This window comes from Mesorhizobium sp. M8A.F.Ca.ET.218.01.1.1 (genome assembly GCF_004791165.1).
In the GTDB taxonomy this organism is placed as follows: Bacteria; Pseudomonadota; Alphaproteobacteria; order Rhizobiales; family Rhizobiaceae; genus Mesorhizobium.
Genome location: NZ_SRUZ01000010.1, coordinates 176144 through 199779 on the forward strand (window position 1 = coordinate 176144; position 23636 = coordinate 199779).

The 23636-nt window shown below is 64.5% G+C and carries 23 protein-coding genes; 15 read left to right on the plus strand and 8 right to left on the minus strand.

What is annotated here, in order from left to right; genetic code table 11:
• Positions 1-128: 128 nt before the first annotated feature.
• Together EN861_RS30090 and EN861_RS30095 are read left to right on the plus strand one after the other, a co-directional pair.
• Positions 129-1151 carry an LLM class flavin-dependent oxidoreductase gene (locus tag EN861_RS30090; RefSeq protein ID WP_135867338.1) on the plus strand — a complete coding sequence of 341 codons (1023 nt, stop codon included), beginning with the start codon at positions 129-131 and terminating at the stop codon, positions 1149-1151.
• 54 nt (positions 1152-1205) lie between these two features.
• On the plus strand, positions 1206-1853 hold the full coding sequence (locus EN861_RS30095; RefSeq protein ID WP_135867339.1) for a ThuA domain-containing protein: 648 nt from the start codon (positions 1206-1208) through the stop codon (positions 1851-1853).
• A gap of 222 nt (positions 1854-2075) precedes the next feature.
• Here the strand turns inward: EN861_RS30095 and EN861_RS30105 are convergent, their stop codons facing one another.
• Positions 2076-4100, minus strand: coding sequence for an amidase (locus EN861_RS30105; RefSeq protein ID WP_135867340.1), 2025 nt, complete (start codon positions 4098-4100; stop codon positions 2076-2078).
• 202 nt (positions 4101-4302) lie between these two features.
• On the opposite strand from EN861_RS30105, the gene EN861_RS30110 reads away from it, so the two are divergent.
• Positions 4303-4536, plus strand: coding sequence for a hypothetical protein (locus EN861_RS30110; protein ID WP_135867341.1), 234 nt, complete (start codon positions 4303-4305; stop codon positions 4534-4536).
• 78 nt (positions 4537-4614) lie between these two features.
• Positions 4615-4815, plus strand: a complete 201-nt coding sequence (locus tag EN861_RS30115) for a hypothetical protein (RefSeq protein WP_127280059.1) — start codon at positions 4615-4617, stop codon at positions 4813-4815.
• Positions 4816-4871: 56 nt separating this feature from the next.
• Here EN861_RS30115 and EN861_RS30120 read toward each other — a convergent pair whose 3' ends face one another.
• Positions 4872-6083, minus strand: coding sequence for an alpha-D-ribose 1-methylphosphonate 5-triphosphate diphosphatase (locus tag EN861_RS30120; protein WP_135867416.1), 1212 nt, complete (start codon positions 6081-6083; stop codon positions 4872-4874).
• Between the two features lie 267 nt (positions 6084-6350).
• Here EN861_RS30120 and EN861_RS30125 point away from each other — a divergent pair, with 267 nt between their 5' ends.
• A complete protein-coding gene (locus EN861_RS30125; protein WP_135867342.1) occupies positions 6351-6644 on the plus strand; it encodes a UTRA domain-containing protein in 294 nt (97 codons plus the stop codon).
• Between the two features lie 140 nt (positions 6645-6784).
• On the opposite strand, the gene EN861_RS30130 is transcribed toward EN861_RS30125, so the two are convergent.
• Positions 6785-7090: a hypothetical protein gene (locus EN861_RS30130; protein WP_127280057.1), complete on the minus strand. Its 306-nt coding sequence runs from the start codon at positions 7088-7090 to the stop codon at positions 6785-6787.
• A 183-nt stretch (positions 7091-7273) separates the two neighbouring features.
• On the opposite strand from EN861_RS30130, the gene EN861_RS30135 reads away from it, so the two are divergent.
• The gene (locus EN861_RS30135) at positions 7274-7834 is read left to right on the plus strand and encodes a GNAT family N-acetyltransferase (protein WP_135867343.1); all 561 of its coding nucleotides are present in this window, start codon (positions 7274-7276) and stop codon (positions 7832-7834) included.
• Positions 7835-8171: 337 nt separating this feature from the next.
• Here EN861_RS30135 and EN861_RS30140 read toward each other — a convergent pair whose 3' ends face one another.
• Positions 8172-8825, minus strand: coding sequence for a hydrolase (locus EN861_RS30140; protein WP_135867344.1), 654 nt, complete (start codon positions 8823-8825; stop codon positions 8172-8174).
• A 154-nt stretch (positions 8826-8979) separates the two neighbouring features.
• On the opposite strand from EN861_RS30140, the gene EN861_RS30145 reads away from it, so the two are divergent.
• A complete protein-coding gene (locus EN861_RS30145; RefSeq protein ID WP_127277014.1) occupies positions 8980-9873 on the plus strand; it encodes a LysR family transcriptional regulator in 894 nt (297 codons plus the stop codon).
• A 48-nt stretch (positions 9874-9921) separates the two neighbouring features.
• Here the strand turns inward: EN861_RS30145 and EN861_RS30150 are convergent, their stop codons facing one another.
• Complete coding sequence (locus EN861_RS30150; protein ID WP_245512149.1) at positions 9922-10980, minus strand: aminopeptidase; 1059 nt, start codon at positions 10978-10980, stop codon at positions 9922-9924.
• A gap of 262 nt (positions 10981-11242) precedes the next feature.
• On the opposite strand from EN861_RS30150, the gene EN861_RS35615 reads away from it, so the two are divergent.
• Positions 11243-12421 carry a hypothetical protein gene (locus EN861_RS35615; RefSeq protein ID WP_189343775.1) on the plus strand — a complete coding sequence of 393 codons (1179 nt, stop codon included), beginning with the start codon at positions 11243-11245 and terminating at the stop codon, positions 12419-12421.
• A gap of 79 nt (positions 12422-12500) precedes the next feature.
• Here the strand turns inward: EN861_RS35615 and EN861_RS30160 are convergent, their stop codons facing one another.
• Positions 12501-13634 (minus strand): ATP-binding protein, encoded by a 1134-nt coding sequence (locus EN861_RS30160; protein ID WP_135867345.1) that lies wholly within the window; start codon positions 13632-13634, stop codon positions 12501-12503.
• A 600-nt stretch (positions 13635-14234) separates the two neighbouring features.
• Here EN861_RS30160 and EN861_RS30165 point away from each other — a divergent pair.
• The gene (locus EN861_RS30165; RefSeq protein ID WP_135867346.1) at positions 14235-14993 is read left to right on the plus strand and encodes an SDR family oxidoreductase; all 759 of its coding nucleotides are present in this window, start codon (positions 14235-14237) and stop codon (positions 14991-14993) included.
• Positions 14990-15919, plus strand: a complete 930-nt coding sequence (locus tag EN861_RS30170; protein WP_135867347.1) for a sigma-70 family RNA polymerase sigma factor — start codon at positions 14990-14992, stop codon at positions 15917-15919. The genes EN861_RS30165 and EN861_RS30170 overlap by 4 nt, the downstream gene beginning before the upstream one ends.
• Before the next feature lie 82 nt (positions 15920-16001).
• Here EN861_RS30170 and EN861_RS30175 read toward each other — a convergent pair whose 3' ends face one another.
• Positions 16002-16628 (minus strand): FMN-binding negative transcriptional regulator, encoded by a 627-nt coding sequence (locus EN861_RS30175; RefSeq protein WP_135867348.1) that lies wholly within the window; start codon positions 16626-16628, stop codon positions 16002-16004.
• 76 nt (positions 16629-16704) lie between these two features.
• On the opposite strand from EN861_RS30175, the gene EN861_RS30180 reads away from it, so the two are divergent.
• Positions 16705-18132, plus strand: a complete 1428-nt coding sequence (locus tag EN861_RS30180; protein WP_245512150.1) for a PLP-dependent aminotransferase family protein — start codon at positions 16705-16707, stop codon at positions 18130-18132.
• 2 nt (positions 18133-18134) lie between these two features.
• Here EN861_RS30180 and EN861_RS30185 read toward each other — a convergent pair whose 3' ends face one another.
• Positions 18135-19283: an amidohydrolase gene (locus tag EN861_RS30185; RefSeq protein WP_135867349.1), complete on the minus strand. Its 1149-nt coding sequence runs from the start codon at positions 19281-19283 to the stop codon at positions 18135-18137.
• A gap of 328 nt (positions 19284-19611) precedes the next feature.
• Between EN861_RS30185 and EN861_RS30190 the strand changes: the two genes are divergently transcribed.
• Genes EN861_RS30190 through EN861_RS30205 form a run of 4 tightly spaced genes read left to right on the plus strand, consistent with a single transcriptional unit; the run spans position 19612 to position 23479 of the window.
• Positions 19612-20472 (plus strand): xanthine dehydrogenase family protein subunit M, encoded by an 861-nt coding sequence (locus EN861_RS30190; RefSeq protein WP_135867350.1) that lies wholly within the window; start codon positions 19612-19614, stop codon positions 20470-20472.
• The gene (locus EN861_RS30195) at positions 20472-20948 is read left to right on the plus strand and encodes a (2Fe-2S)-binding protein (RefSeq protein WP_135867351.1); all 477 of its coding nucleotides are present in this window, start codon (positions 20472-20474) and stop codon (positions 20946-20948) included. The genes EN861_RS30190 and EN861_RS30195 overlap by 1 nt, the downstream gene beginning before the upstream one ends.
• A gap of 1 nt (position 20949) precedes the next feature.
• Positions 20950-23214, plus strand: coding sequence for a xanthine dehydrogenase family protein molybdopterin-binding subunit (locus tag EN861_RS30200; RefSeq protein WP_135867352.1), 2265 nt, complete (start codon positions 20950-20952; stop codon positions 23212-23214).
• Positions 23215-23233: 19 nt separating this feature from the next.
• Positions 23234-23479, plus strand: a complete 246-nt coding sequence (locus tag EN861_RS30205; RefSeq protein ID WP_135867353.1) for a MoaD/ThiS family protein — start codon at positions 23234-23236, stop codon at positions 23477-23479.
• Positions 23480-23636: the final 157 nt, after the last annotated feature.

Below are 23636 nucleotides of genomic sequence, written 5' to 3' on the forward strand. Positions count from 1 at the left end.
CCATCCTCCACAGCGGTCGACCCTTTGGCACCTTGGTTATCGCGAACGTTTGGTATCGAGAGGGCGACGGTGTGTAACCCCGCTCTTTCGCCATTGAAGCATGTGCCGTCGGCATATACTTCAGGGCCATGAAAAAAATCGGTTTCCTGTCATTCGGGCATTGGACGCCCTCGTCGCAATCGCAGGTGCGTTCGGCATCGGACGCGCTGCTGCAATCCATCGATCTCGCCGTCGCCGCCGAGCAGCTTGGCGCGGACGGCGCCTATTTCCGCGTGCATCACTTCGCCCGCCAGCTCGCCTCGCCATTCCCGCTGCTGGCCGCCGTCGGGGCCAAGACCAGCCGTATCGAGATCGGCACAGCGGTGATCGACATGCGCTACGAGAACCCGCTCTACATGGCCGAGGATGCCGGCGCCGCCGACATCATCGCCGGCGGACGTCTGCAGCTCGGCATCAGCCGTGGCTCGCCCGAACAGGTCATCGATGGCTGGCGCTATTTCGGCTACCAGCCGCAGGAAGGCCAGACCGACGCCGACATGGCGCGGCATCACGCCGAGGTCTTCCTCGACACGCTGCGCGGCGAAGGCTTTGGCCAGCCCAATCCACGGCCGATGTTCCCCAACCCGCCCGGCCTGCTCCGGCTCGAGCCGCATTCGGAAGGCCTGCGCGAGCGCATCTGGTGGGGCGCGGCCACCAACGCCACCTCGGAATGGGCGGCCAAGCTCGGCATGAATTTGCAGAGCTCGACGCTGAAATTCGACGAGAGCGGCAAGCCGTTCCATGTCCAGCAGGCCGAGCAGATCCGCGTCTATCGCGAGGCCTGGAAGGCGGCCGGGCACAAGCGTGAGCCGCGCGTCTCGGTCAGCCGCAGCATCTTCGCGCTGGTCGATGATCGCGACCGCGCCTATTTCGGGCGCGGCAATGAGAGCCGCGACCAGATCGGCTTCATCGAGGAAAACACGCGGGCGATCTTCGGCCGCAGCTATGCCGCCGAGCCGGATGTGCTGATCAAGGAGCTGGCGCAGGACGAGGCGATCGCCGAGGCCGACACGCTGCTGCTCACCGTGCCCAACCAGCTCGGCGTCGACTACAACGCCCATGTCCTCGAGGCGATCCTGAAGCACGTCGCGCCTGGACTGGGGTGGCGCTGAGCGCCGCGCCGTGTAACCATCCGCCATGGCGGGCGGTTCACGGAGGTTCACGGTATGGCGAAGAAGGCGTTGATTGCCTGGGGCGGCTGGGAAGGCCACACGCCTGAGCGCAGCGCCAATGTCGTGCGCGACATGCTGGAGCGCAACGGGTTCGCGGTGACGATCGGCCACGGCACGGCGATGTTCGCCGACCCGGACCTTGCCTCATTCGATCTCATCGTGCCTGTCATCACCATGTCGACGATCGAAAAGGCCGAGCTGAAGAACCTGACGCAGGCCGTTCGCCAAGGGAGCGGGCTCGGCGGCTTCCACGGCACGATGGGCGACAGCTTTCGCAATGAGCCCGACTATCAGTTCATGACCGGCGGCCAATGGGTCGCGCATCCCGGCGACATCATCGACTATCGCGTCGTCATCACCCGGCCGGACGATCCGATCACGAAAGGCGTCAGTGATTTCGCCTATAGGTCGGAGCAATATTACATGCATGTCGACCCGGGCAACGAAGTGCTGGCGACAACCACATTCACCGACGCGCATTTCCCGGGCATTGGCGGTGTCGTCATGCCGGTCGTCTGGAAGCGCCGGTATGGCGCGGGCAAGGTCTTTTACAGTTCGCTTGGTCACACCGCGGATGAGTTCGCGGTGCCGGAAATGGCGTTGATGGTGGAGCGCGGCTTGCTGTGGGCCGCGCGGGGGTAGCGGCAACGGTGGCGCTCTACGGCGCGCCCCTCTGTCCTGCCGGACATCTCCCCCACGAGGGGGGAGATTGGCCGTCACCGCGGCCTTTGCCAATCTTTGACGTGGTAGGAAGAGAGCCGGCGCCGAAACCGCCGATCTCCCCCCTCGTGGGGGAGATGTCCGGCAGGACAAAGGGGGGCGTGACAGAACTCGACGGTGGACGTTGCGCTTTTCACTACTTCGCTACCCAATCCCACCCGTAACCGCATAGGCGCCTGCGGTGCGTCCATCCTCCAGCCGCACCACCGCCGTCACGATCGAGCCATACGCGCCGCGCCAGGGGCTATGGAGGCGCTGGTGCTCGGCGGCCGGAACGAGCCCACGCCCGATGAAGCGCGTCCCGCTTTGTTGCATCGCGACGGCGTCTCCGTTGACATGCAGCTTGACGCTGGCGTTCTGCGCCTCTGCGTCGCCGGGCAGATCAAGCGTGATGGCGATCTCGTCCTGATCGCCCGAAGCCCGCGTCTCGGCCGCAAGCTTGATCGTGAGCGCGGGCGCTTCGCCATTCCCGGCTTGGGCGGAACCGCGTGAAAACACATCATCGGCCAGTTCAGGCGTGCGCGGCGGGCTCGTGCGGCGCTGCGTGGAGCGTTCGTAATCGCCGGCCATGCGCAGCAGCCTTTCGTCGTCGTAAGCCTTGCCGGCGAAGGTCAGGCCGACCGGCATGCCGATGTCGGCCATGGTGCCCATCGGTATGGTGACGGTCGGGATGCCGAAATGGCGCCAGACCAGATTGCCGTTGGCGACCCAGGTGCCGTTGCGCCAGGCGAGCGCGGCGGACGCCTCGTTGACGTCGGCGTCGGCCGGCCCGACATCGGCGGCGGCCGGCAACACCACGGCATCGAGGCGGTTGGCGTCCAGCCAGTCCTCGAAATCGATGCGCCGCGTCGCCTCAAGTCCCTTCAACCCGTCTGCCATGGTCGGGATGTCCTTGAAGGGCGTGACGCCGGACTTCGCCCGCTCGACATAGTCCGCCAGGTCGAAGCCGCCTTCATAGCGGTCCGGCAAGGTGCCTGGCGGCTGCGGAAAGATTTTCGGGCCGTCGACAGAGGCGAGATCGGGCAAGGCAGGGTCGGCATTGGCGCGCAGGAAATCGTCCCAGGCCCAGATGCAGAGGTCCCAGATTTCGCGGTCGGCGAAGTCCGCCGGCACCAGTCCGCGCTCGACCATGGTTCGCGCGCCGGGACGGTCGCGCTCGTAGTTGGAGACGACCGGAAAATCGACCTCGACCATCTCGGCGCCGAGCCGACGCAGATCCGTCGCCGCCTGTTCCCATAGACCAAGCACCGAGGCGCGGGTTTCGACCGGCCGGTCGGCCTCGCTGTCGCGGCCGATATACATTCTGGGCACGCCGAGCCGTTTGCCCTTGAGCGACCCCTCCAGCGCCAGATCGGTGTAACGCGGTGGGCGCAGCTCGGAACTTTTCGGCAGTTTGATCCAGGGCTGCGCGCGCCAGAAATCGCCTCTGGTTTCCGGATCATCGGCGACGATGACATCGAGCAGTTCCAGCATGTCGTGCATTGTTCGCGTGTGCGGCACCACGACATCCATGGTCGGCACCAAGGGCCAGTTGCCGCGCACCGAAATCACCCCGCGCGAGGGCGTGTAGGCGACCAGCGCGTTGTTGGTGGCCGGCGCGCGGCCGGACGACCAGGTCTCCTCGCCAAGCCCGAAGGCGCAGAAACTTGCCGCCGTCGCGGTGCCCGAGCCATTGGAGGAGCCCGACGCGAAGGCGGCGGTCAGGTAGTCGGCATTGTAGGGGCTTTCGGCGCGGCCATAGACGCCGCGCTGCATGCCGCCATTGGCCATGGGCGGCATGTTGGTGAGGCCGATCAGCACCGCGCCGCCGGCACGCAGCCGGGCGATGGTGAAGGCGTCTTCATTGGCGACGAGATGCTCGAAGGCGGGCGAGCCGGCCGCCACCGTCAGCCGCTTGACCTTGTAGCTGTCCTTGGCGGTGTAGGGGATGCCGTCGAGCGGGCCGAGCGTCTTGCCTTGCCGGCGCCGCTGGTCGGAAGCGGCGGCTTCCTCGAACATATCAGGGTTGAGCACAGGCACGGCGTTGAGGCTGATGCCGTGCCGGTCGAAATGGGCGATGCGCCTGACATAGGCCGCGACGAGTTCGACGCTGGTGACCGTGCCCTCGTCGAGCGCCTGGCGCAGTTGGTCGATCGTCGCTTCGACGAGGTGAAGGCTGGCGTCGGTCATCGCGGGTCCCAGGCTGTTGTCCGTACGCCATGGATGAGCGAGGCCGCCGGCTTCGGCAAGAGCCAATCAGAGGTCTTTGCCGAGCCTGTTGTTCCTGCCTTTCAGGTCAGCGGCACGCGGTCCTCGAAAAAATCGATTTTTTTATGCAACCTCTGATGGGCGCGCGCGTTACAGGGCTCCCGGGGGGAGGATGAGGTTTGCATTGTGCCGTTTCGAGATACTGAACGAGCCGACAGGCACGTATTCCATTTTCGACAGATCGACCGAATTGCCGGTAACCGTGGGAGGCAGGGCTTTCATCGGTCTTTACCGGCACGAAGTGCCGCTGGCCCTGCTCGCCGCCATGGAGCCCGATGACAGCGGGATGCCGTCGCTCTCGCTGCTGAGCGGCTGCCGATCCTGCCGGGATGATCGACAAGACGACTTGCAAGCGTGAATGAACGCTCGCATAAGTTGCGGCTGGCATATAACATGAAAGAAGATGGTGCCGTCATCGCAGCATGAAAGGGGAATCATGCCTGACCAGAACGCGCTTGTCCGCACGGCCATCGCACGGCTGCTTTCCGAGAGAACCGGGGTCGCCGTCATTTCGATGAAGGAGAGTATCGCGGAACTGCCGGCGGCAGCCGGCGCGGCGCTGACCATCGATAGGCTGCAGGATCTGTTGCTGGAAATGGCGGAGGTGCGCGGAATGATGGTGGCGCTCGATCTTTAGGATGGTTCACCGTCTCAGGGAACGATAAGCAGCCCGCACCTTTCTTGGCGATTGCTCTAGGCCTGCAGATACGGGTGGGTCGCCACCTCCTGAAAGCGTTCCGCCTTGCGCGCCGGCGCCAGCGTGCCGTCGCCATAAATCATGCGGCCGGCACGGAAGGTGGCGCGCACGCGGGCCACGGGGCTGACATCGGCGACGACGAGATCGGCCAGGAGTCCGGACTCGATGGCGCCGCGGTCGGTCAGGCCCAATGCCTTGGCCGGGTTGGCGCTGGTCAGCGCCGCAGCCGCTGCCAGGCCATCCTCGCGCAACTGCGCCAGGCCGAGCACGGCGGGCAGGATCGAGGCCGGGTGATAGTCGCTGGCCAGCATGTCGAGCAGCCCGGCCTGATAGGCCTGGCGGGCGGAAAGATTGCCCGAATAGGATTCTCCGCGCAACGCGTTGGGCGCGCCCATGGCCGTATACATGCCCAGCCGGCGGGCTTCCCGCGCCGCCTCCAGGGTCACCGGAAATTCGCTGAGCACGGTTCCCAGGCCGTGGACGAATTCCACCTTTTCCAATGTGTCGTCATCGTGCGAGGCGAGCACGATGCCGCGGGCGCGGGCAAACGCCGACAGGCTCTGCAGCGTGCCGAGCACGCCGCCATGCCCGTTGCGATCGGCCATGCGCTTGCCGACGACCTCGGAGACGTCGGCAATGGACATGCCGCGCTCCTTGGCCAGGCGGGCGATATACAGTTCGACGTCGCGGTACTGTCCCTGTCCGGGCGTGTGATCCATCAGTGAGACCAGGTGCAGCTTGCCGGCATCCATCAGTTTTTCCAGCACGCCGACGGCCGCGGTGAACGTCACCTCGAAGCGGGCGTGGATGCGGTGGTCGACCAGAAGGTCGTCCTTCAGCCCGGTGATGGTCTCGATGATGGAAGATGTGTGTTCTTCCGAGCGCAGCAAAGCCGCGGTGCCGCTGTTGCCGATGAAGGAAAGCGCGGCATAGGCGGTGGTCACGCCGCAGGAGGCCAGCCGCTTGTCGAGTTCGGCGATGCCGATTTCCATCGGCACGTGGACACCGCTGCGCGGCTCCACTTCGCGCTCAACCATGTCGCCATGCATGTCGATGAAACCAGGCAGCAGCAGGCGGCCGCCGCCGGTGAAGTCGGCGTTCTCGACAGGCTGGTCGCGGATCTCGGCGATCCGGCCGTCTTCGACCCTGACGGCGCCATTGGCAATGACACGGTCGCGCAGGACAATCTGGAATTCACTCAGCCACATGTTCCGCCGCTCCATCGGTTCGTCCCCGCGGTGGGGTGCGGCCTTGTCTGCCCGTTCAAGCATGGTCGTCTCCGAAAACAACATTCCGCATTTCCGGATCGCCCTCCGGCCAGGCGGTTTCAAGGCGTGCATTTGAATGTTTCATTTCTGATGACCGGATAACTTGGCTTGGTGACAGGGTTGTGTAGGACAAACAGGCCGGCCCGTCGTGCTGCCACCGGAGATATCCGCAAGATGTGACGGTACGAGACGGACGTTGCCGCGGCCTTGAGAAGCAAGGGCCACAGCGTCAGCGTCATCCTCGCCGAATATGGCGTCACCGACTACATAAGGCTGCGCACCGACATCATCGTGCGGCTGCCGACCAAGGAGGAGGCGCGACGGCTCGCGCAACCCGAGACCGAGCCGGTGATGCTGACGAAAAAAGTCGACGTGGACATGAAAGGCACGCCGATCTCCTATTCCGAAACGGTCTGGGCAAGCGAACGCGTGCAGTTCTCGATCGACAATACGAGCCAGCTGCTCAGCGTGCTGGCGCAGGCTGTGATCGCGGAGGGGTGAGGGGCTGGGTTACGCGTCAAGGATGAAATCGGCGCCGGTCTGGCTCGGGATAGCGTGCGGCCGCGAACAACGCCGCTGTTCGACCTGAGACGGGCTACCGCCCGCCCGCCAGCGTCCATTGTTGGTTCGGGGTTCGCCAACTACTGGGCGCCGGGCGTCCATTCGGGCAGCGGCGCCAGGCTGCGGTTGAACTGCTTCCACCACATCGCCTCATCCACCTCGCAGCAGGCTCGAAGCATGGCGTGTGCCTTCTCGAAAGCCTGAGTCGCGAGGTCGTCGAACGTCATCCGCGCATCGTACGGCACCGACACCACCAGTTCCTGACCGGTTTGTGTCCCCCCTTCGTCGACCTGAAGATAAAGCCAGACGACGAAATGCGCGCCCTGGCCGCTCGCGTCGGCATTGCCGATCTTGATGCGGTCGATGCCTGCTGCGGTGACTCTCATGCGGGGACCTCTTCAATCGAGCTCAGAATGCCTCCAGAAGTCCGCCGCGATCAGGAAGGTTCCGTCACCGTTGTCGCTATGGTGAAGCATTGATGAAGAGGCGATTAGGCCGGCGTTGCCTGGCTATAGCCGAGCCCTGCCAGCGCCATTGCATTGGCGCCGCCTCGGGCCGAAAATGCCTCCATGAAAGCAGTTCCCAGGCTCACGACACCAAGGCTCGTGCTTCGGGCGCCGGGCGAACGGGATATCCCGGCATGGTTCGCGCGTGCCACCGATGTCGAATCCGCCTCCCTTGCCGGCGATCCCGTTCCCGACGACATGAGCGCGGGCGCGCGGTGGCTGGCGCTTTCGCGTCAGCGGTTCGCCGACGGCAAGGCGATCAAATGGTCCGTGGACCAGCCAGGTGTGTCGGATGCGATCGGGGCGATCACCCTGTCCTTCGCAACCGACGCCAAGGCGGCCGCATTGGGATTTGTGCTGGGGCGGGCGCATTGGAGGCAGGGGCTGGGCAGCGAGGCCGCGCGCGAAGTGCTTCGCTACGCCTTCGAAACCCTCGCGCTCGAACGGGTGACGGCCGAGGCGGCGACGCGCAATGTCGCGTCGCTGCGGATCCTGGCGAAGCTCGGCTTCGACCATGTCGAGAGCTTCATCGATGAGTCCGACGGCGAGCACTGCGAGCGCTTCGTGCTCGACGCAGACGTCGGAACGTCACTGTTGGCGGGCGATGCGATGCCAGGCTGCTAGGCTTTGAGGCATCCGCCGAGGGATGATCCCTGGATCGCGTGGGCTTTCCGCGGTTCAGGGCAGATCAGATCACCGGCGCCTCAAAGGCCACGAAAATGATGCCGGCCAGCATCCGTCGGCGCCTCGCAAGCACTGGCCCATGGACCAGCTGGACGAGGTGCCGGCGTCGAGCGCATATCCGCCGCGACAAGATCACCAGTCAAGGCGATCAGTGCCCGGCGCCGCCGCCGAAAGCCAGTGCGGTGAGGCTGGCGAGGCGGCGTGGGATGACGAGACCCGATACGTATTCAACTCCCTTGCGACGCATCGCCCCGGATGCCCGTCATCCCTATTCAGCTTAGCCCTTGGCGCTCGGCACAGGCGTATTGAGGAGCTGCTGCTCCCAAAGATACGCGATGCCGCTGCCGCCGAAGTGCTGGATGAGTATCTCGGTCAGATCCTCGACATGCTCGGTGCGCGCCCAATCGCGTTGCCATTCGCCAGCGAGCGCCATCACGGTCATCACGTTCGCGCCGGCCGCGATCATCCGCTGGATGGCAACTTCGTGAGACTCCTTCGAAATGCCGCCCGACGCGTCGGTGATCACGGTCACGTCCCAGCCTTCACCGGCGGCCTGGATCACCGGCATTGCGACGCAGACCTCGGTCCACAGGCCGGCGATGATCAGCTGCTTGCGGCCGGTCGCCTTGACGACGTTCACCACATTCTCGTCCTGCCAGGTGTTCACCCAGGTGCGATCGACGACTTCCTGGTCCGGAAATACGTCGGTGATCTGCTTAAAGAGAAGTCCACCGCGCGCCGCGATCACGCTGGTGAGAATGGTCGGAACATTGAAGGCTTTTGCCAGCTTCGCCAGCGCGGTCGTGTTGTTGACCACCATGTGCGGATCGTGGCTGTTCAGGTTTGCGAGCTGATAAGGTTGGTGATCGATCAGAACGAGGACCGAGTCTTCGGGACGAAGAAGCGAATCAAGGCCGTTGCGAGGGGTCATCAAGACTTCCTTTCTCTGCCGCCATGGACGGCACTGGGTTCACGGGAGACATGCGCCAGCGGGCAGCGTTGCCTGGACGCAATTTGCTGTTCCTCTTGGTGATGCGGTAGTGCCATGGTCAGGCATACTGTGTTGCGAAATGAGGAACGCCGGAATGGACATTGAAGATCTGCAGACATTCGTCGTAGTGGCCGATGCAGGGGGCGTATCGGCCGCCGCGCGTCGGCTCGGCGTTTCCAAGTCAATCGTCAGTCGGCGGCTCTTTCGGGTTGAAGCGGAACTTGGCGTTCAGCTTCTTGCACGAACGACCCGGGGTGCGGCGCTTACGGAAGCGGGGATCACGTTCAGGGATCATGCGGCACGCGCCAGCGCCGAGATCGACACGGCCAGGGAAACGATCCTCCCAACCGGAGAACTGCGCGGCCGCCTGAGGGTTGCCATGCCGCTTTCTTTCGGCCCGACCCACTTCGCTCCGGTGCTTGCGGAAATGGCGCAACACCACCCGCAACTCCATATCCATAGCTCCTACAGCGACCGCTTCGTCGATCTGATCGCCGAAGGTTTCGATTGCGCGATCCGGGTTGGCTACCTTCAGGACTCCAACCTGATCGCGAAGCGCGTCGGGCCGATCTATGGAAAGCTTGTCGCAAGCCCGGATTACATCAAGGCGCACGGTTCACCTGAGAAGGTAGAGCAACTCGTCGACCATCAGGCCCTCATGCAAGGAACGGAAGCCTGGCAGTTCGTGGATGGCGACAAGATTGTCACGGCTCAGCCGCAGGGCAGGTTCAAGGCCGACAACGCTACCGCGCTTGCCGCTGCCGCGGCGGCTGGACTCGGCATCGCCTGGCTCCCCGACTGCATCACGCACGAATATGTGGCCTCCGGCGCACTCGTTGCGGTGATGACGCGCTATCCCCCGCCTTCGGCAGGCGTGTATGTCGTCCGGCCGCCGGGTAGGCACCCCACACGGAAAGTCCGGGTCCTCATCGAAATGCTGATCGAGTATTTCGCACGACATCCAGACGTTTGGGGTCTCGACCGCTAAAGCACGAACGAGGCGGAACCCTTCAACAATTGCGTTCGCTTATTAAAATCAATCACACGTGGCGGCGGCCTTGAGCGCTTCGGCGCGGGCAGGTTGGCGCAAATCCGCGATCCGTCGAACGGATGCGTAAAACCTCGGATAATCGCCGGAGCACAGGTCGAACAGGCGAATGAACGCCGGAACCTGTTCGCCGTAGACGGCAGTCGCGGCGAGCTTTGCGTTGTTGATCGGGGCATCGAACCAGGCGTCGTATCCCCGGTATCCGGCCCAGCGTCTGTCGCGCGTTTGCCGGTAGCGCATCCGCAGCCTGTCGAGCGTGGCTGCCTTTTCAGCCTGCATCTCCTCGGGGCTACGGGAGCTTTGATAGACCTGCCTCAACTCGTCCCGGGTTTTCGACACCAGGCCGAGAAAATCGGCGCTGCGCCGGCGGCCGGCTTCGTAGCGGCGCAATCCGGCGCGATCGCCGGCCGCGCGGAGCCATTTTCTTGTGCCGGTGGTTTCGACGGCAACCGCGAAAGCCTCGTTGAACGCGGAATCGCCGTTCACATAGAGGCGCTGATGCGCCAGTTCATGAAAGATGAGGCTGGCGAGATAGGTGTCGTCCTGACGCAGCATGGTGCTGAGCAGCGGGTCACTGGACCAGCCCAGCGTGGAATAGGCGGTGACGCCGGAGACATAGACGTCCAGCCCCCGTTCATGAAGTGCGGCAGCGCTTTCCGTCGCGGATTTCCGGTCGAAGTAACCCCGGTAGGGAACGCATCCGAAAACCGGAAAGCACCATGTTGTTGGCGTGAGCGAAAATTGCGGGGCGGCAAAAACGGCCCAGGTCACGGCTTCCCGGTGGATGTCGACATAGCTGCGATAGCTGCTGTTTTCGGGCAGTGCCAGTTCGTCCGTGGCGAACCGCCTGATCGCGCTCGCCGACGTCAACCTGGTGCGCAAGGCCGCAGGGGTAGAAGGGGCCTGGATCAGTTTTCCGACGTCTTCGCGCGCGGCCATGATCCGCACATGACCCTCCAGCGACTGGGCGTAATAGGAAATGCTGGTGCAGCCGGCCACTGCGGACGCCATGATCGCCGCGGCAAACAATCGAAAAACGCGCTTCACTTCTTCCCCACCGCTTCGTCACTTGCCCATGGAGCATATGTCTCGCGGACCGTCCACTGGGCATGCCCTCGAAGCTGCCGGTTCGCCGTCGGCCTCAGGCCATGTGGCTGCCATGCGGCTCACTCCGGCCGTTCGTAGCGCAATCGCGATCTCCTAAAAACTGACGGTCCGATATAGTAGTGGATCATTTGACGGAAGAGTTCTCTGTTCATGAGATTGTTGGCATACGAGTATTCCTCAAGATTTCATAGGATCCGACATATTGACCGCAAGGGCTCACTACGCATCACTGGTCGAATCTATCTTCGGCCCGGGCACCGCAAATTTCGATACGTCGGACCCCGCCTCGAACCACGTCATAGGCGCGCTGGCCCATCAGCAGTTCCAAAACTTTCGGAACAATTTCGCGGCAAGGCTGCATCGACTCCATGCGGCAGTGCAGACCGATCCCAGGCTGAGTGTCGAAATCCTGTCTGCGGTAAACCGGATCGCGACGAGTGAATGGGACGGCGCCTATGCCGAGTTGAGTGCGCTCGACTACTTTCTGGCAGCACAAGCTACCGGACCAGGAAATGTCGAACTCGACCGCACCATCCCCGCGATCGAGACGCTGGCATCGGAAATGGGGATGCAGAACGCAAACCACGATCTGGCTTTCAACAAGCTCGGTGTCTCGATGGACACCAAGCTCCTGTCCGACAAGACAGAAGACATCCTTAAGGGGATTTTCAAAGAATTCAAATCGAGTAAGGGGATCGCCCGCCTAGCGATCATCGCGTCGTATGAGATGGGCAGCGATTTCACCGAGTACGCCAGCAATCGCAAGAAGCTGCTGGCCGAATTGACCGCTGGCGTGGACATCGCCGTTCGACCAAAAGTCTTCTACAGCAAGGTCATTCCCGGGCTGAGCTATACGTTCGCCTGGGACGCCGGAGTCCATTTTGGGGAGAGCACATATTCGCCCATCGACCACGCCAAGTCGCATCATCCACTGTTGTTTGGGCATGCCAAGAAATTTTCACGGGTGGAGCCGACCATCATCACGTTCGTGGTTTTCCCTTGGTCGGGCGAGAAAGCACTTAGCTTAACCGGCCGCGAGCCAGAGTTTTTCTTCAAGAGATTTGCCAACCATTTTTTCAACGACTATGTCGGCTCACCCGATCTCGCATCGAAGTACAATCCGAAATTCAAGACCTCAATTTCGGCCGGCGACGCAACCCGTCACCTGTCTGGCATCATCTTTCTCCGGGACAATCTGATCTTGTCCACTGTCCCCGCGCAGATCAATATCGAAGCCACTTTCGCGTGGAATCCCAACGCTCTTCACCCCTTGGCGGGACATCCTTTCGATACCGCGTTGAGAGCACAGGGAGCCCGCGAGCTCAATCAAGAACCTTTACAAACGCCGAACTTTGGCGCTGTAGATCGAGGCCGTTCCTGACGAGCCTAAATTCCCCCTGGCGCGGGGTGAGGTAGCAATGGCCGGGATGATCAGTCTGCGAAGCGCGCCGAATAACCGCTCAATCTTCGTCGTCTGGAAAACTGTTCCACGACAGAAAGAATTCTTGCTCGCTAACGGATACCAGGGGGCCGGTGACCTCGAGCTGATGTTCTGCCAATAGCGGGGCCGGGATTTCATTGGCAAGGATTCGGACCTGTATGGAATACACTCCTGGTCCTGACGGCAGGATGGCGATGTCCTCCTCGGCTCTCACCGTCTGGCCCGGGCGTATCGTGCCGAGCGCGACGTGAGCCACCGGCATTTTCCCCCTGTCGTCGATCGTCACCGCTTGACCTGCGTGCTCCAGGTGAGCATTGGCTAACGGGAAATAGGTGCTGCTTGGTACGTCCGGCATCTCGTCAGCACGAAGCATGGACGCCGTCTCTCCCTCCGGGCACCGGACGACGACCTCGAGATGCGCATCACCAAGCGAAAATTCGGACTGGTTCGTCAGCAGCAACCTGGCCTGGAAAACCCTGTTCCAACTCGAGTGGTATACGGCCCCCTCCCTGTAATAGTGCGCGTTGACCAGGAAAGTGGTGGGCAAAAACACGTTTCGGTCGCGTTTCAGGCTTGGGAGACGTGCAGGAAAATTAATGAATCGGCGCTCGAACGCGTTGGGAAGCGGGTCGTTGTCTGGGGTTTGAAAGTCCAGCACGGTCTTTACCACGCCTCTGGTGGTGCCCATCCTCGCAATTTCGTCTGGGGAAGCGATGCCGGTGGAACTGCCCCTGCGCACATACACCGTGTCTCTGGTAAGCTTCCCGTAGTCTCTGGTCAGGTAGAACGGCCTACGCTGCTTTGGGATTGAAATGACAGCTATATGCCGGTCACCCAGCAAGCCTTCTTCGTAGCGGAACTCGAGCTTTGCGTTCAATTTCGAATTGACGAACTGCTGCACGCGGGAGTCATCGATCGCTCCATCGGGAGGCAAACCGGTGACTTCGGCAGGATGTGGCGCGTTTTCCTTGAACCCCAGAAGGACGTAGGCCGGGCCCTCCCTATAGGCATTGGCAAAGGCCAGTATGTCCTTGAGCATCGCCGACTTGTCGTCATCGCTTGCCTGGGCAAACCGGTACCGTTCGGCCTTGTAGTCCAGGTCGGAGCCTTCTCCCTTGAAACGTAGCTCCTCAAGCAATGCTTCCGATAGCATCGGCTTCCCTTTTTAGCCCTACCAATTAGGACCGCCTTAGCATACCGAGTTGTCGTGGCCCATTGATATTAGGCACTGCGAAGCTTTGGAGAAGCGCACGGCAAGCCGAACGGGGTGAATTCGCTGGTGACCAATGTCGGCCAGGCGGTTGCTGTTACCTGCGGATATTCTCTTGCGCTCATTGATGCAGGATCGATTGCGGAGACGTCACCCGGACGTCGGCTGAAGGATTGTTGGCTCTATCCCACGGGTTAAGACTCCCAGTACGCTCTGAGGGACGCAAAAGTTTTTTAAGCATGCAAACGGTTGATTTTTTTGAAGAAATTTAGGGGTATCGGAGTGGTAGAGCTGAGCCGCACCTCCACCTTGATACTCACTACGTCAAGAAATTAGTTCCAACGGGAGCTTTGTGGCAACTGTCCCTACAAACGTCGTCCGGTCGACAGCTTTCTACCGGGAGCTTCCAAGACCTGCCATTCCGCTTCCGGCCCCATATTGGCGGCCCCATATCCAGACGTCATCACCAAATCTCGCCCACCGCTGACTCTTTTCCCGATCCTCAAACGTCTTAGCTACAGTGAAACACTGGAGCAGGGTCCAATGAGTCTCAAGGACAAGAAAATCGTGGTCACCGGCGGCAGCCGGGGGCTTGGCCTCGGCCTGGTCGAAGCGCTGGTCGGGCAGGGCGCCGAGGTGACTGTTGTCGCGCGGGGCGCCGAGGCGCTGGAAGCGGTTGGTGCGCGGCTTGGGGTCGCCACCATTGCGGCCGATGTCACGGACGAGGACGCGGCCTATCGCATTCTGGGCGAGGTGCGCCCGGACATAGTGGTGCTCAACGCCGGTGCGACGCCGCGCATGGGGCGGCTGGACCAGTTGAAGTGGGAGGATTTCTCCGTCGCCTGGGAAACCGACGTCAAGGCCGGGCTCTACTGGCTGCAGGCGGCGCTGAACCTGCCGCTCAAGCCGGGCAGCCGGGTGCTGGTCGGGTCGAGCGGCGCCGCCGTCACCGGATCGCAGATGTCGGGCGGTTATGGTGGGTCCAAGCGGATGTTGTGGTTCATGGCCAAATACGCCAATGGCGTGGCGCAAGAGAAAGACCTCGGCATACGCTTCCAGGCGATCCTGCCCCGCCAGATAATCCTCGGCACCGGGATCGGCGATGCGGCCGCCGGCGCCTATGCCGGCTCGATCGGCATCACGCCGGAACAATTCGTCGCCCGCTTCGGCGCGCCGATGCCGCCCCGGGCGTTCGGCGACAGGGTCGTCTCGCTGCTGGAGGACCCGGCCTATGCCGAGGGCGTCGTCTTCGGCCTCAGCGGCGACGCGGGCGTGACGATCATGGAGGGCACCGGTCCTTGAGCGACGGAAAGTCAGCCGTGGAGCGCGACCGGCGGGAGGGGCTGCTTGCCCTTGCCGCCGCGTTGCGGCCGGAGCTGCACCGCTACTGTTCGCGGCTGATGGGATCGGTCATCGACGGCGAGGATGTCGTGCAGGACACGTTCGCTCGAGCCTTCGTGGCGCTCGACGAGTTGTGCGAGGTGCCGCAGCTGAGGCCCTGGCTGTTCCGGATCGCCCATAACCGGGCGCTCGACCTGTTGCGCAGCCGTGCGATCCGCGTGGCCGAGCCGATCGAGGCGGCGCTCGAAATTGCCGACGCGGCCGATCCGGTGGAGATGCTGATGCGCAGGCAAGCCGTGCAAACCGCCGTGTCGCGCTTCGCGGAGCTTCCCGTGCCGCAACGCAGCGTCGTCATCCTCAGGGATGTGCTCGACGAGCCGCTGGCCGACATCGCCGCCTTGCTCGGCATCACGGTCGATGCGGTGAAGGGGCATCTGGCGCGCGGCCGCGCCCGGCTTCGGCAGATCAACGCGCAGGCCGATCCGCGTCCCGATGCGCGCATCGCCTCCGCCGCTATCGTGCGCTACGTCAACATGTTCAACCAGCGCGACTGGGACGGCTTGCGCGCGCTGCTTGCCGACGATGCGAGGCTCCACCAGTCGATGCACCCGCCGCGCGCGGGCGCCGCCGACGTCGGCATGTTCTTCACGATCTACGCCAAGAGCGACGGCTTGTGGCTCAGGCCGGCATGGGTCGAGGGCCGCGAGGTGATCGCGGTGTTCGAGGACCGGACCGCCGCGAAGCCGAATCATTTCATGTGGCTGGAATGGCGCGAAGGCCGGATCAGCTTCATTCGCGACTACCGCTACGTCCGCTACATCCTCGACGACGCGGACCTGGTGCTGGCAAGGGAAGCTGGAGCTTCCCGTGGTGGCGGCGGACGCTGATAGGAGACAGCCGGTCGCGGGCCGGATCGACGCTTGACGGCGGCGGGCGCGGGCCGCCGCATCGAGGCGAGGCGTCGTGCCTTCACGACGGGATGAGGTTGGAGACCTCGCGGTCGGACGGCCGCTCGCTCGCGGCCAGCCCGGCGGCGACGCCGGCGCGGTCGACGGCGTTGCGGTTCTGGCTCATCTTGCGCTTGCCTTCGAGCCTCACGACCGGCATGCGCAGGCCGACAATGCCGCGAAGCTGCGACTGGATGAAGTCGGGCGGCGCGTCCGACACCGCCCAGCGCGGCGCATCGCGCGCACCCTCATGCAGGTTGGTCAGCCGGGTGACGACCTCCAGCAGCCTGTCCGCATCGTCGAAGAACTCGACCGGCCCGTAGGCATGAACGGCCGCGTAGTTCCAGGTCGGCACGACCTTGCCGGTCTCCTGCTTGGTCGCGTACCAGGACGGCGTCACATAGGCGTCCGGCCCCATGAAGACGGCAAGCCCGTCGCCAATCGCGGGAATACGCCACTGCGGGTTGGCCCTGGCCAGATGGCCATGGATGACGCCGTGCTCACCCTCCGTCTCGTCGAGAAAGAGCGGCAGGGGGGTGGCCAGAGGCCCGTCCGCCGTGGCGGTGACGAAGTTTGCCAGCCGCGCGGCGCGGATCGTCGCCATCAGGCTGTCCCTGTCGTCATCGCGGAAAGCGGGCGGCGTGTACATGGTCGAACTCCTTGCGTTGCAGCCACAGATGCCAGACAATCTGGCCTGTTGGAATATCCAGTTTCGAAGAGTTGAGGTGGTCCAGTTGAATGCGGACGGAGCCGCGCCCCGCATCGTCGCGGCCATCAAGGAGCAGATCCACGGCGGCGCCTATCAGCCAGGCGACCGTCTGCCGTCGACCCGGGTCTTCGCCGCCGAATGGGGGGCGTCGCGCACGACGGTGACGGCGGCCTACAGCCAGCTCATCGCCGAGGGGTATCTGATCTCGCGGGCAGGGGCGCGCGCTGAAGTGGCGCAGGGGCTGGGGGCCACGGCGGCGCCCAAACCCGCCATGGCGGCCGCGCCCCGTCACCTCTCGGCCTTCGCGCAGCGCCTGCTCGGCCTGCCGGTGCCAGCCCTGGCGCAGCCGGCGCGGGTCGCGGATTTCCGCTATGGCGACCTGTCGGGCGCCGACTTTCCGGTGTTGGCCTGGCGGCGCGCTATGAACAGGGCCAGCGTGCGGCGCGGCGCGCGGCTGGCCTATGGCGATCCGCAGGGATCGGCCGAGCTGCGCGCCGCGCTGCAAGGCTATCTCTGGCGGGCGCGCGGCATCTCCTGCACGCCGGACCGGATCGTGATCGTCAACGGCTCGCAGCAAGGGCTCGATCTCTCCGCCCGGCTGCTGCTCGATACGGGCGACCGCTTCGTCATCGAAAACCCCGGCTATTTGCTTGCCCGCCAGGCCTTCGCGGCGGCGGGCGGTGTCGCCACGCCCATTGCCGTCGACGGCGACGGGCTGAGGACGGACGCGCTGCCGCCGGCGCGGCTCGCCTATGTGACGCCCTCGCACCAGTTTCCGCTCGGCGGCGTCCTGTCGGCGACGCGCCGGCGCGCGCTGCTGGCCTGGGCGGCGAGGGAAGGCGCCTATGTCATCGAGGACGATTACGACGGCGAATACCGCTACGACATCGCTCCCATCCCGCCGCTGCGGACGCTGGACGCGGATATGGTCATCTATGCCGGCACGCTGTCCAAGACGCTGTCGCCGACGCTGCGGCTCGGCTATCTCGTCGTTCCCGCCGGTTTGCGCCAGGCGTTCAGCGCGGCCAAGCGCCTGACGGACCGGCACTCGCCGCTGCTGGAGCAGGACGCGCTGGCCGACATGCTGGCCAGCGGCGCCTATGAGCGCCATGTGCGCGCCATCCGCAGGAAGAACGCCGAGCGAAGGGCGCTGCTGCTGCGGGCGCTGGCGGACAAGCTCGGCCAATCGGTCACCGTCGAGGGCGCTGGCACCGGGCTGCATCTGGTCATCTGGGTGAACGGCGTCGGCGCCGATCGCGTTGCTTCGATCGTCACCGCCGCGCAGGCCGCCGGGATCGGCCTCCATCCGGTGACGCCGCTCTACGACCCGGCCGGGCCACAGCCGGCCACGGCGGGGTTCATCCTCGGCTATGCCGGGCTCCACGTGGATGCCTTGCGGCAGGGCGTGGCGGTGCTGGCGGCAGTGCTGGCCGGGTTCCGCTGAAATCAGCCGAGAAGGTTGCGCGCCGTGCGCATGAAGATCCTCGAGCCGATCGGGATCAGGCCGTCGGGAAAGTCATAGTCGGGATTGTGCAGGGCGGGGTGGCGTTCGCCGGCGCCGAGGAAGAACATCGCCGAGGAGGCGCTGTGGCCGAACAGGCCGAAATCTTCCGAGGCGCGCATCGGCAGGGCTTCCTCGCCATGCGCGACGCTCTCTTCGTCGAGGGCGCGCCGCAGATGCTCGACCGCGTCGGGCGCGTTGACGCTGGCGACGAAGATCTCGTGATAGTCCCAACCGGCGGAGAGGCGGTGCCGGCCGGCAATCTCCTTGACCAGCGTTTCGGCGGCGGCGCAGAGGTCCGCCATGCGCTCGTCGCGGCGGGTGCGCAGCGTCGCCCAGACCTCGGCATGGGCAGGCGCGATGCCGAACACGGCTTCGCCCATCCGCGTGTGGGTGACGGTGACCATGGAGAAGTCGTCGTCGGCGAAGGTTGCGCGGCCGAGCGCCGGCAGAGCCGGCATCAGCTCCGATATCGCCGGCATGGGCGAGGTGCCGGTCTCGGGCATGGAGGAGTGCGCGGTCTTGCCTTCCAGCACGATGCGCATGCCGCGCGAGGCGCAGTTGACCACGCCGGGCTTGAGCCTGACCTCGCCGAACGGCACGCCGGGCAGATTGTGCAGCGAGAAGGCGAAATCCGGCGCGATCTCGCCGAAGCGCGGATCGGCGACGACGCCGGCCGCGCCATTGCCGGTTTCCTCCGCCGGCTGGAACATCAGCACGACGCGGCCACTGGCCGGCCGCTCGCGGCCGAACTGGCGGCCAAGCGCTGCCAGGATCGCGGTGTGTCCGTCATGGCCACACATATGAGATTTTCCAGGCACTTGCGAGGCATGCGGCACGCCCGACAGTTCCTCGATCGGCAGCGCGTCGAGTTCGGAACGAAACAGGACGGTCGGTCCGTTTTTGCCGCTGTCGTAGATGGCCGCGACGCCGTGCCCGCCCAGCCCGGTCAGCACCTTGTCCGGCCCTGTGTCGGCGAGGAAGGCGACGACCTCTTTCGCCGTCTTCTCCTCCTCGTTCGAGATTTCGGGCTGCCGGTGCAGCTTGCGCCGCCATTCGGTCAGTTCGACAATATCGCGATTGGTCAGGGTCATGGGTTTCGCGCCTCCGCTGCATTCCCGTGCTAGCGATAAACGGCCGTGCCGGCCACGGTCCAACTTCCGGGCTTTGGCGGGCCAGAAACCTTCGCACCCGTTATTTCACGCGGTTGGGGCAGAGCGCCTTGAACGGGTCCTGCGTGTAGTCTTAACCGGAAGCTCCTCCCTTTGGCCGGGAGGATCGGCGCCCGACAAGGCGCGGTCAAGACCCGTTGCACCGGCGCATCTTGCCATCTGGCCCAATCGCCTTGGCCTACGAACCGGATGGTCATTATGAGACGATTGTTTATAACGGTCGCTGAAATCGCCATACCAAGGGGAGACGATGCGCTACATACGTCCGCTTTCAATCGAAGACGCCGTCGGCCAACTGGCCGGATCGGCCGGCCCGGCCGCCATCCTTGCCGGAGGCAGTGACCTCCTGGTGAGGATGAAGGGCGGCTTTGTCGAACCCGAACTGATCATCGACATCAAGTCCATCGCCGGCTTGCGCGACATCAGGGAAACCGCCGAGGGCTTCAGCATCGGTGCCGCCGTGCCTTGCGCCGTGCTGGGCGAGAACGCTGCCTTGAAGAAGGCCTGGCCAGGCGTCGTCGAGGCGGCGAAGCTGATCGGCTCCAAGCAGGTGCAGGGACGCTGCACCATCGTTGGCAATCTGTGCAACGCCTCGCCGGCGGCCGACAGCGTGCCGGCGCTGGTGGCGGCGGGCGCCAGGGCGGTGGTCGTCGGCCCGTCGGGCAAGCGCACGATTGCCGTCGAGACCGTGCCGACCGCGCCGGGCCGGACATCGCTCGCCAAGGGCGAGATCATCGAGGCGATCCTGCTCGGCAGCCAAGCGCCGCGCTCGGCCGACGCGTATCTCAGGTTCATTCCGCGCACGGAGATGGACATCGCCGTGGTCAGCGCCGGCGTGAACCTGACGCTGGACGAGGCGGGCGTCGTGACGGCGGCCCGCGTGGCGATCGGCGCCGCGGCGCCGACCGTGCTTTTGGTGGAGGAAGGGGCCGAGGCCCTGATCGGCCGCAAGCTCGACGAGGCGGCGCTGGAGCGTCTTGCCAAGGTCTGCGCCGGGGCCTGCCGCCCCATCGACGACAAGCGCGGCACCATAGAATTCAGACGCAAGGTTGCGGGCGTGCTGGCGACGAGAGCCGCACAGACCGCCTATGCACGTGCAGGAGGCAAATGATGGCTGGCGTAGCGGTTTCAACCACGATCAACGGCGACACGATTGAATATCTCTGCCAGCCCGACGAGACGCTGCTCGACGTGCTGCGCGACCGGCTCGGGCTGACCGGCGCCAAGGAAGGCTGCGGCACCGGCGACTGCGGCGCCTGCAGCGTCATCCTCGACGACCGGCTGGTGTGTTCGTGCCTGGTGCTCGGCGCGGAAGCGGAAGGCCGCCGCATCGAGACCGTCGAGGGCATGGCGCAAGGCGACAAGCTGCATCCGCTGCAGCAGAAGTTCCTGGAGCATGCGGCGCTGCAATGCGGCATCTGCACGCCCGGCTTCCTGATCGCGGCCAAGGACCTCTTGGCCAAAAACCCCGACCCGACCGAGGAGGAAATCCGCTTCGGCCTGGCCGGCAATCTCTGCCGCTGCACCGGCTATGACAAGATCGTGCGTGCCGTCCAGGACGCGGCAATCGTGATGAAGGGAGCCTGAGATGAATTTCGATCCGCGTTTTTCGGGGCGTAAATTCGCTTCCGTCGGCACGCGCCCGATCCGTCCCGACGGTGTCGACAAGGTGACCGGCCGCGCCCGCTACGGCGCCGACTTCAACATGGCCGGCCAGCTGGTCGGCCGCGTGCTGCGCAGCCCGCACGCGCATGCCAAGATCAGGAAGATCGACACCTCGAAGGCGGAAGCGCTTGCGGGCGTCAAGGCGGTGATCACGGCGAAAGACCTGCCCGATCTCACCGATGGCGATGCCGCCATGTACGACATCCTCGACAATTGCATGGCGCGCACCAAGGCGCTCTATGACGGCCATGCGGTGGCCGCTGTCGCGGCGATCGACGCCCACACCGCCAGGCAGGCGCTGAAGCTGATCGTGGTCGACTACGAGGTGCTGCCGCATGTCACCGATGTCGACGAGGCGATGCAGCACCACGCCCCGCTGATCAACGACACGGTCTTCACCGAGGGGCTGGAGGAAAAGCCGGTCAAGCCGTCCAACGTCACCAAGCGCAGCCAGTTCGGCCATGGCGACGTGCATCAGGGTTTCGGCCACGCCGATTTCATCGTCGAGCGCTCGTTCAAGACCGAGCAGACGCACCAGGGCTATATCGAGCCGCATGCCTGCGTGGCCAATGTCAGCTCCGACGGCACGGCGGACCTCTGGGTCTGCACGCAGGGCCATTTCGTCTACCGCCAGCACTGCGCGCAACTGCTCGGCATGGAAGCCTCGAAGCTGCGCGTCACCTCGTCGGAGATCGGCGGCGGCTTCGGCGGCAAGACCCATGTCTGGGCCGAGCCGGTGGCGCTTGCCCTGTCGCGCAAGGCCGGCCGCCCGGTGAAGCTGGTGATGACGCGCGACGAGGTGTTCCGCGCCTCCGGCCCGACCAGCGCCACCTCGATCGACGTCAAGATCGGCGCCCGCAAGGACGGCACCATCACTGCCGCCGAAGCCACGCTGCGCTATTCCGCCGGCCCCTATGCCGGTTCATGGGCCGAGATCGGCGCCATGACGGCGTTCGCCTGCTATCGTCTAGATAACGTCAAGACTGTGGGCTTCGAAGTTCTGGTCAACCGGCCGAAGACCGCCGCCTATCGCGCGCCCTCGGCGCCGATGGCGGCCTTCGCGGTGGAAAGTGCTGTCGACGAGCTCGCCAAGGAGCTCGGCATGGACCCGGTCGAGTTCCGCATCAGGAACGCCGCCCAGGAAGGCACGCGCTCGTCCTACGGCCCGGTCTACGGCCCGATCGGCATCGGCCCGACGCTGGAAGCCGTGAAGGCCCATGCGCACATGAAGGCGCCGCTTAAAGTAAACCAGGGGCGCGGCATGGCCTGCGGCTTCTGGTTCAATTTCGGCGGCCAGACCTGCGTCGACCTGAACATCGGCATGGACGGCTCGGTGTCGCTCGCCGTGGGTACCGTCGATGTCGGTGGTTCCCGCGCCTCGCTGTCGCTGGTGGCGGCGGAGGAACTGGGCATCGACTATGCCCAGCTCAAGGCGGTGGTCGCCGACACGTCGAGCCTCGGCTACAACGACATGACCGACGGCAGCCGCGGCACCTTCTCCTCCTCGATGGCGACCATCTCGGCCGCCCGCAACGCGATCAAGATCCTGCGCGAGCGCGCCGCGCAGATGTGGGATATTGCCGTCGACGACGTGGTCTGGGAACAGGGCCACGCGGTCGCCAAGGGCGAGAAGCACGGCAATCTCGGAAAACTGTCGCTGAAGGAGATCGCGGCCAAATCGGGCACCACAGGCGGGCCGATCGCCGGCCACAGTGAGCTCGTCGCCGACGGCGCCGGCGTCTCCTTCGCCACCCATATATGCGACGTCGAGGTCGACCCCGAGACGGGTGCGACCAGGGTGATCCGCTACACGGTGGTGCAGGATGCCGGCAAGGCAGTGCACCCGACCTATGTCGAGGGCCAATACCAGGGCGGCGCGGCGCAAGGCATCGGCTGGGCGCTCAACGAGGAGTATATTTACGGCAAGGACGGCCGGCTGCAGAACGCCGGCTTCCTCGACTACCGCATCCCGGTGTGCTCCGACCTGCCGATGATCGACACGCAGATCCTGGAAATCCCCAACCCCAACCACCCCTACGGCGTGCGCGGCGTCGGCGAAACCTCGATCGTGCCGCCGCTGGCGGCGATCGCCAACGCGGTCTCGAACGCCGCCGGCGTGCGCATGACCCATATTCCGATGTCGCCGCCACGGATTCTCGCGGCGATCGAGGCGGAACGGGAAGGCTAGGGCGAGGCTCCGGCGCGCGATGGTCGAAGTCACGCTCTGGGGCGCGCTGAGCCAGCTTGCCGGGGGGCGGAGCAAGGTCGAGGTCGAGGCCAAGGACATCAGGGAGCTGTTCAGGAAACTGGCTGAACAGTATCCCGGCCTGGAGCCGTGGATCGATCGGGGGATCGCGGTGGCGATCGATGGGGTGATTTATCGGGATACTTGGGGGAAGAAGTTGCCGGAGGGGGCGGAGATTTTTTTGCTGCCGAGGTTGGCTGGGGGGTAGGGGGGTCGTCAGTAAGAAACAAGCCATTGTTCCCAGTTTCAACCGCGCTGATATCCACTAGCGGCCCTCTTATGAGCGCGACAGCTGAAGTCAGGTGCGACGGCTTTCCGCACTGAGACGCACAAGCAGTTCGGATGCAATCCAGCGAACTGCTATC

What these genes read in the sequence shown, in the direction of transcription:
- EN861_RS30090 (WP_135867338.1), top strand. Translation starts at nt 129, where the DNA reads ATGAAAAAAATCGGTTTCCTGTCATTCGGGCATTGGACGCCCTCGTCG.
- EN861_RS30095 (WP_135867339.1), top strand. Translation starts at nt 1,206, where the DNA reads ATGGCGAAGAAGGCGTTGATTGCCTGGGGCGGCTGGGAAGGCCACACG.
- EN861_RS30105 (WP_135867340.1), bottom strand. Translation starts at nt 4,100, where the DNA reads ATGACCGACGCCAGCCTTCACCTCGTCGAAGCGACGATCGACCAACTG.
- EN861_RS30115 (WP_127280059.1), top strand. Translation starts at nt 4,615, where the DNA reads ATGCCTGACCAGAACGCGCTTGTCCGCACGGCCATCGCACGGCTGCTT.
- EN861_RS30120 (WP_135867416.1), bottom strand. Translation starts at nt 6,083, where the DNA reads ATGTGGCTGAGTGAATTCCAGATTGTCCTGCGCGACCGTGTCATTGCC.
- EN861_RS30130 (WP_127280057.1), bottom strand. Translation starts at nt 7,090, where the DNA reads ATGAGAGTCACCGCAGCAGGCATCGACCGCATCAAGATCGGCAATGCC.
- EN861_RS30135 (WP_135867343.1), top strand. Translation starts at nt 7,274, where the DNA reads ATGAAAGCAGTTCCCAGGCTCACGACACCAAGGCTCGTGCTTCGGGCG.
- EN861_RS30140 (WP_135867344.1), bottom strand. Translation starts at nt 8,825, where the DNA reads ATGACCCCTCGCAACGGCCTTGATTCGCTTCTTCGTCCCGAAGACTCG.
- EN861_RS30145 (WP_127277014.1), top strand. Translation starts at nt 8,980, where the DNA reads ATGGACATTGAAGATCTGCAGACATTCGTCGTAGTGGCCGATGCAGGG.
- EN861_RS30160 (WP_135867345.1), bottom strand. Translation starts at nt 13,634, where the DNA reads ATGCTATCGGAAGCATTGCTTGAGGAGCTACGTTTCAAGGGAGAAGGC.
- EN861_RS30165 (WP_135867346.1), top strand. Translation starts at nt 14,235, where the DNA reads ATGAGTCTCAAGGACAAGAAAATCGTGGTCACCGGCGGCAGCCGGGGG.
- EN861_RS30175 (WP_135867348.1), bottom strand. Translation starts at nt 16,628, where the DNA reads ATGTACACGCCGCCCGCTTTCCGCGATGACGACAGGGACAGCCTGATG.
- EN861_RS30185 (WP_135867349.1), bottom strand. Translation starts at nt 19,283, where the DNA reads ATGACCCTGACCAATCGCGATATTGTCGAACTGACCGAATGGCGGCGC.
- EN861_RS30190 (WP_135867350.1), top strand. Translation starts at nt 19,612, where the DNA reads ATGCGCTACATACGTCCGCTTTCAATCGAAGACGCCGTCGGCCAACTG.
- EN861_RS30195 (WP_135867351.1), top strand. Translation starts at nt 20,472, where the DNA reads ATGGCTGGCGTAGCGGTTTCAACCACGATCAACGGCGACACGATTGAA.
- EN861_RS30200 (WP_135867352.1), top strand. Translation starts at nt 20,950, where the DNA reads ATGAATTTCGATCCGCGTTTTTCGGGGCGTAAATTCGCTTCCGTCGGC.
- EN861_RS30205 (WP_135867353.1), top strand. Translation starts at nt 23,234, where the DNA reads ATGGTCGAAGTCACGCTCTGGGGCGCGCTGAGCCAGCTTGCCGGGGGG.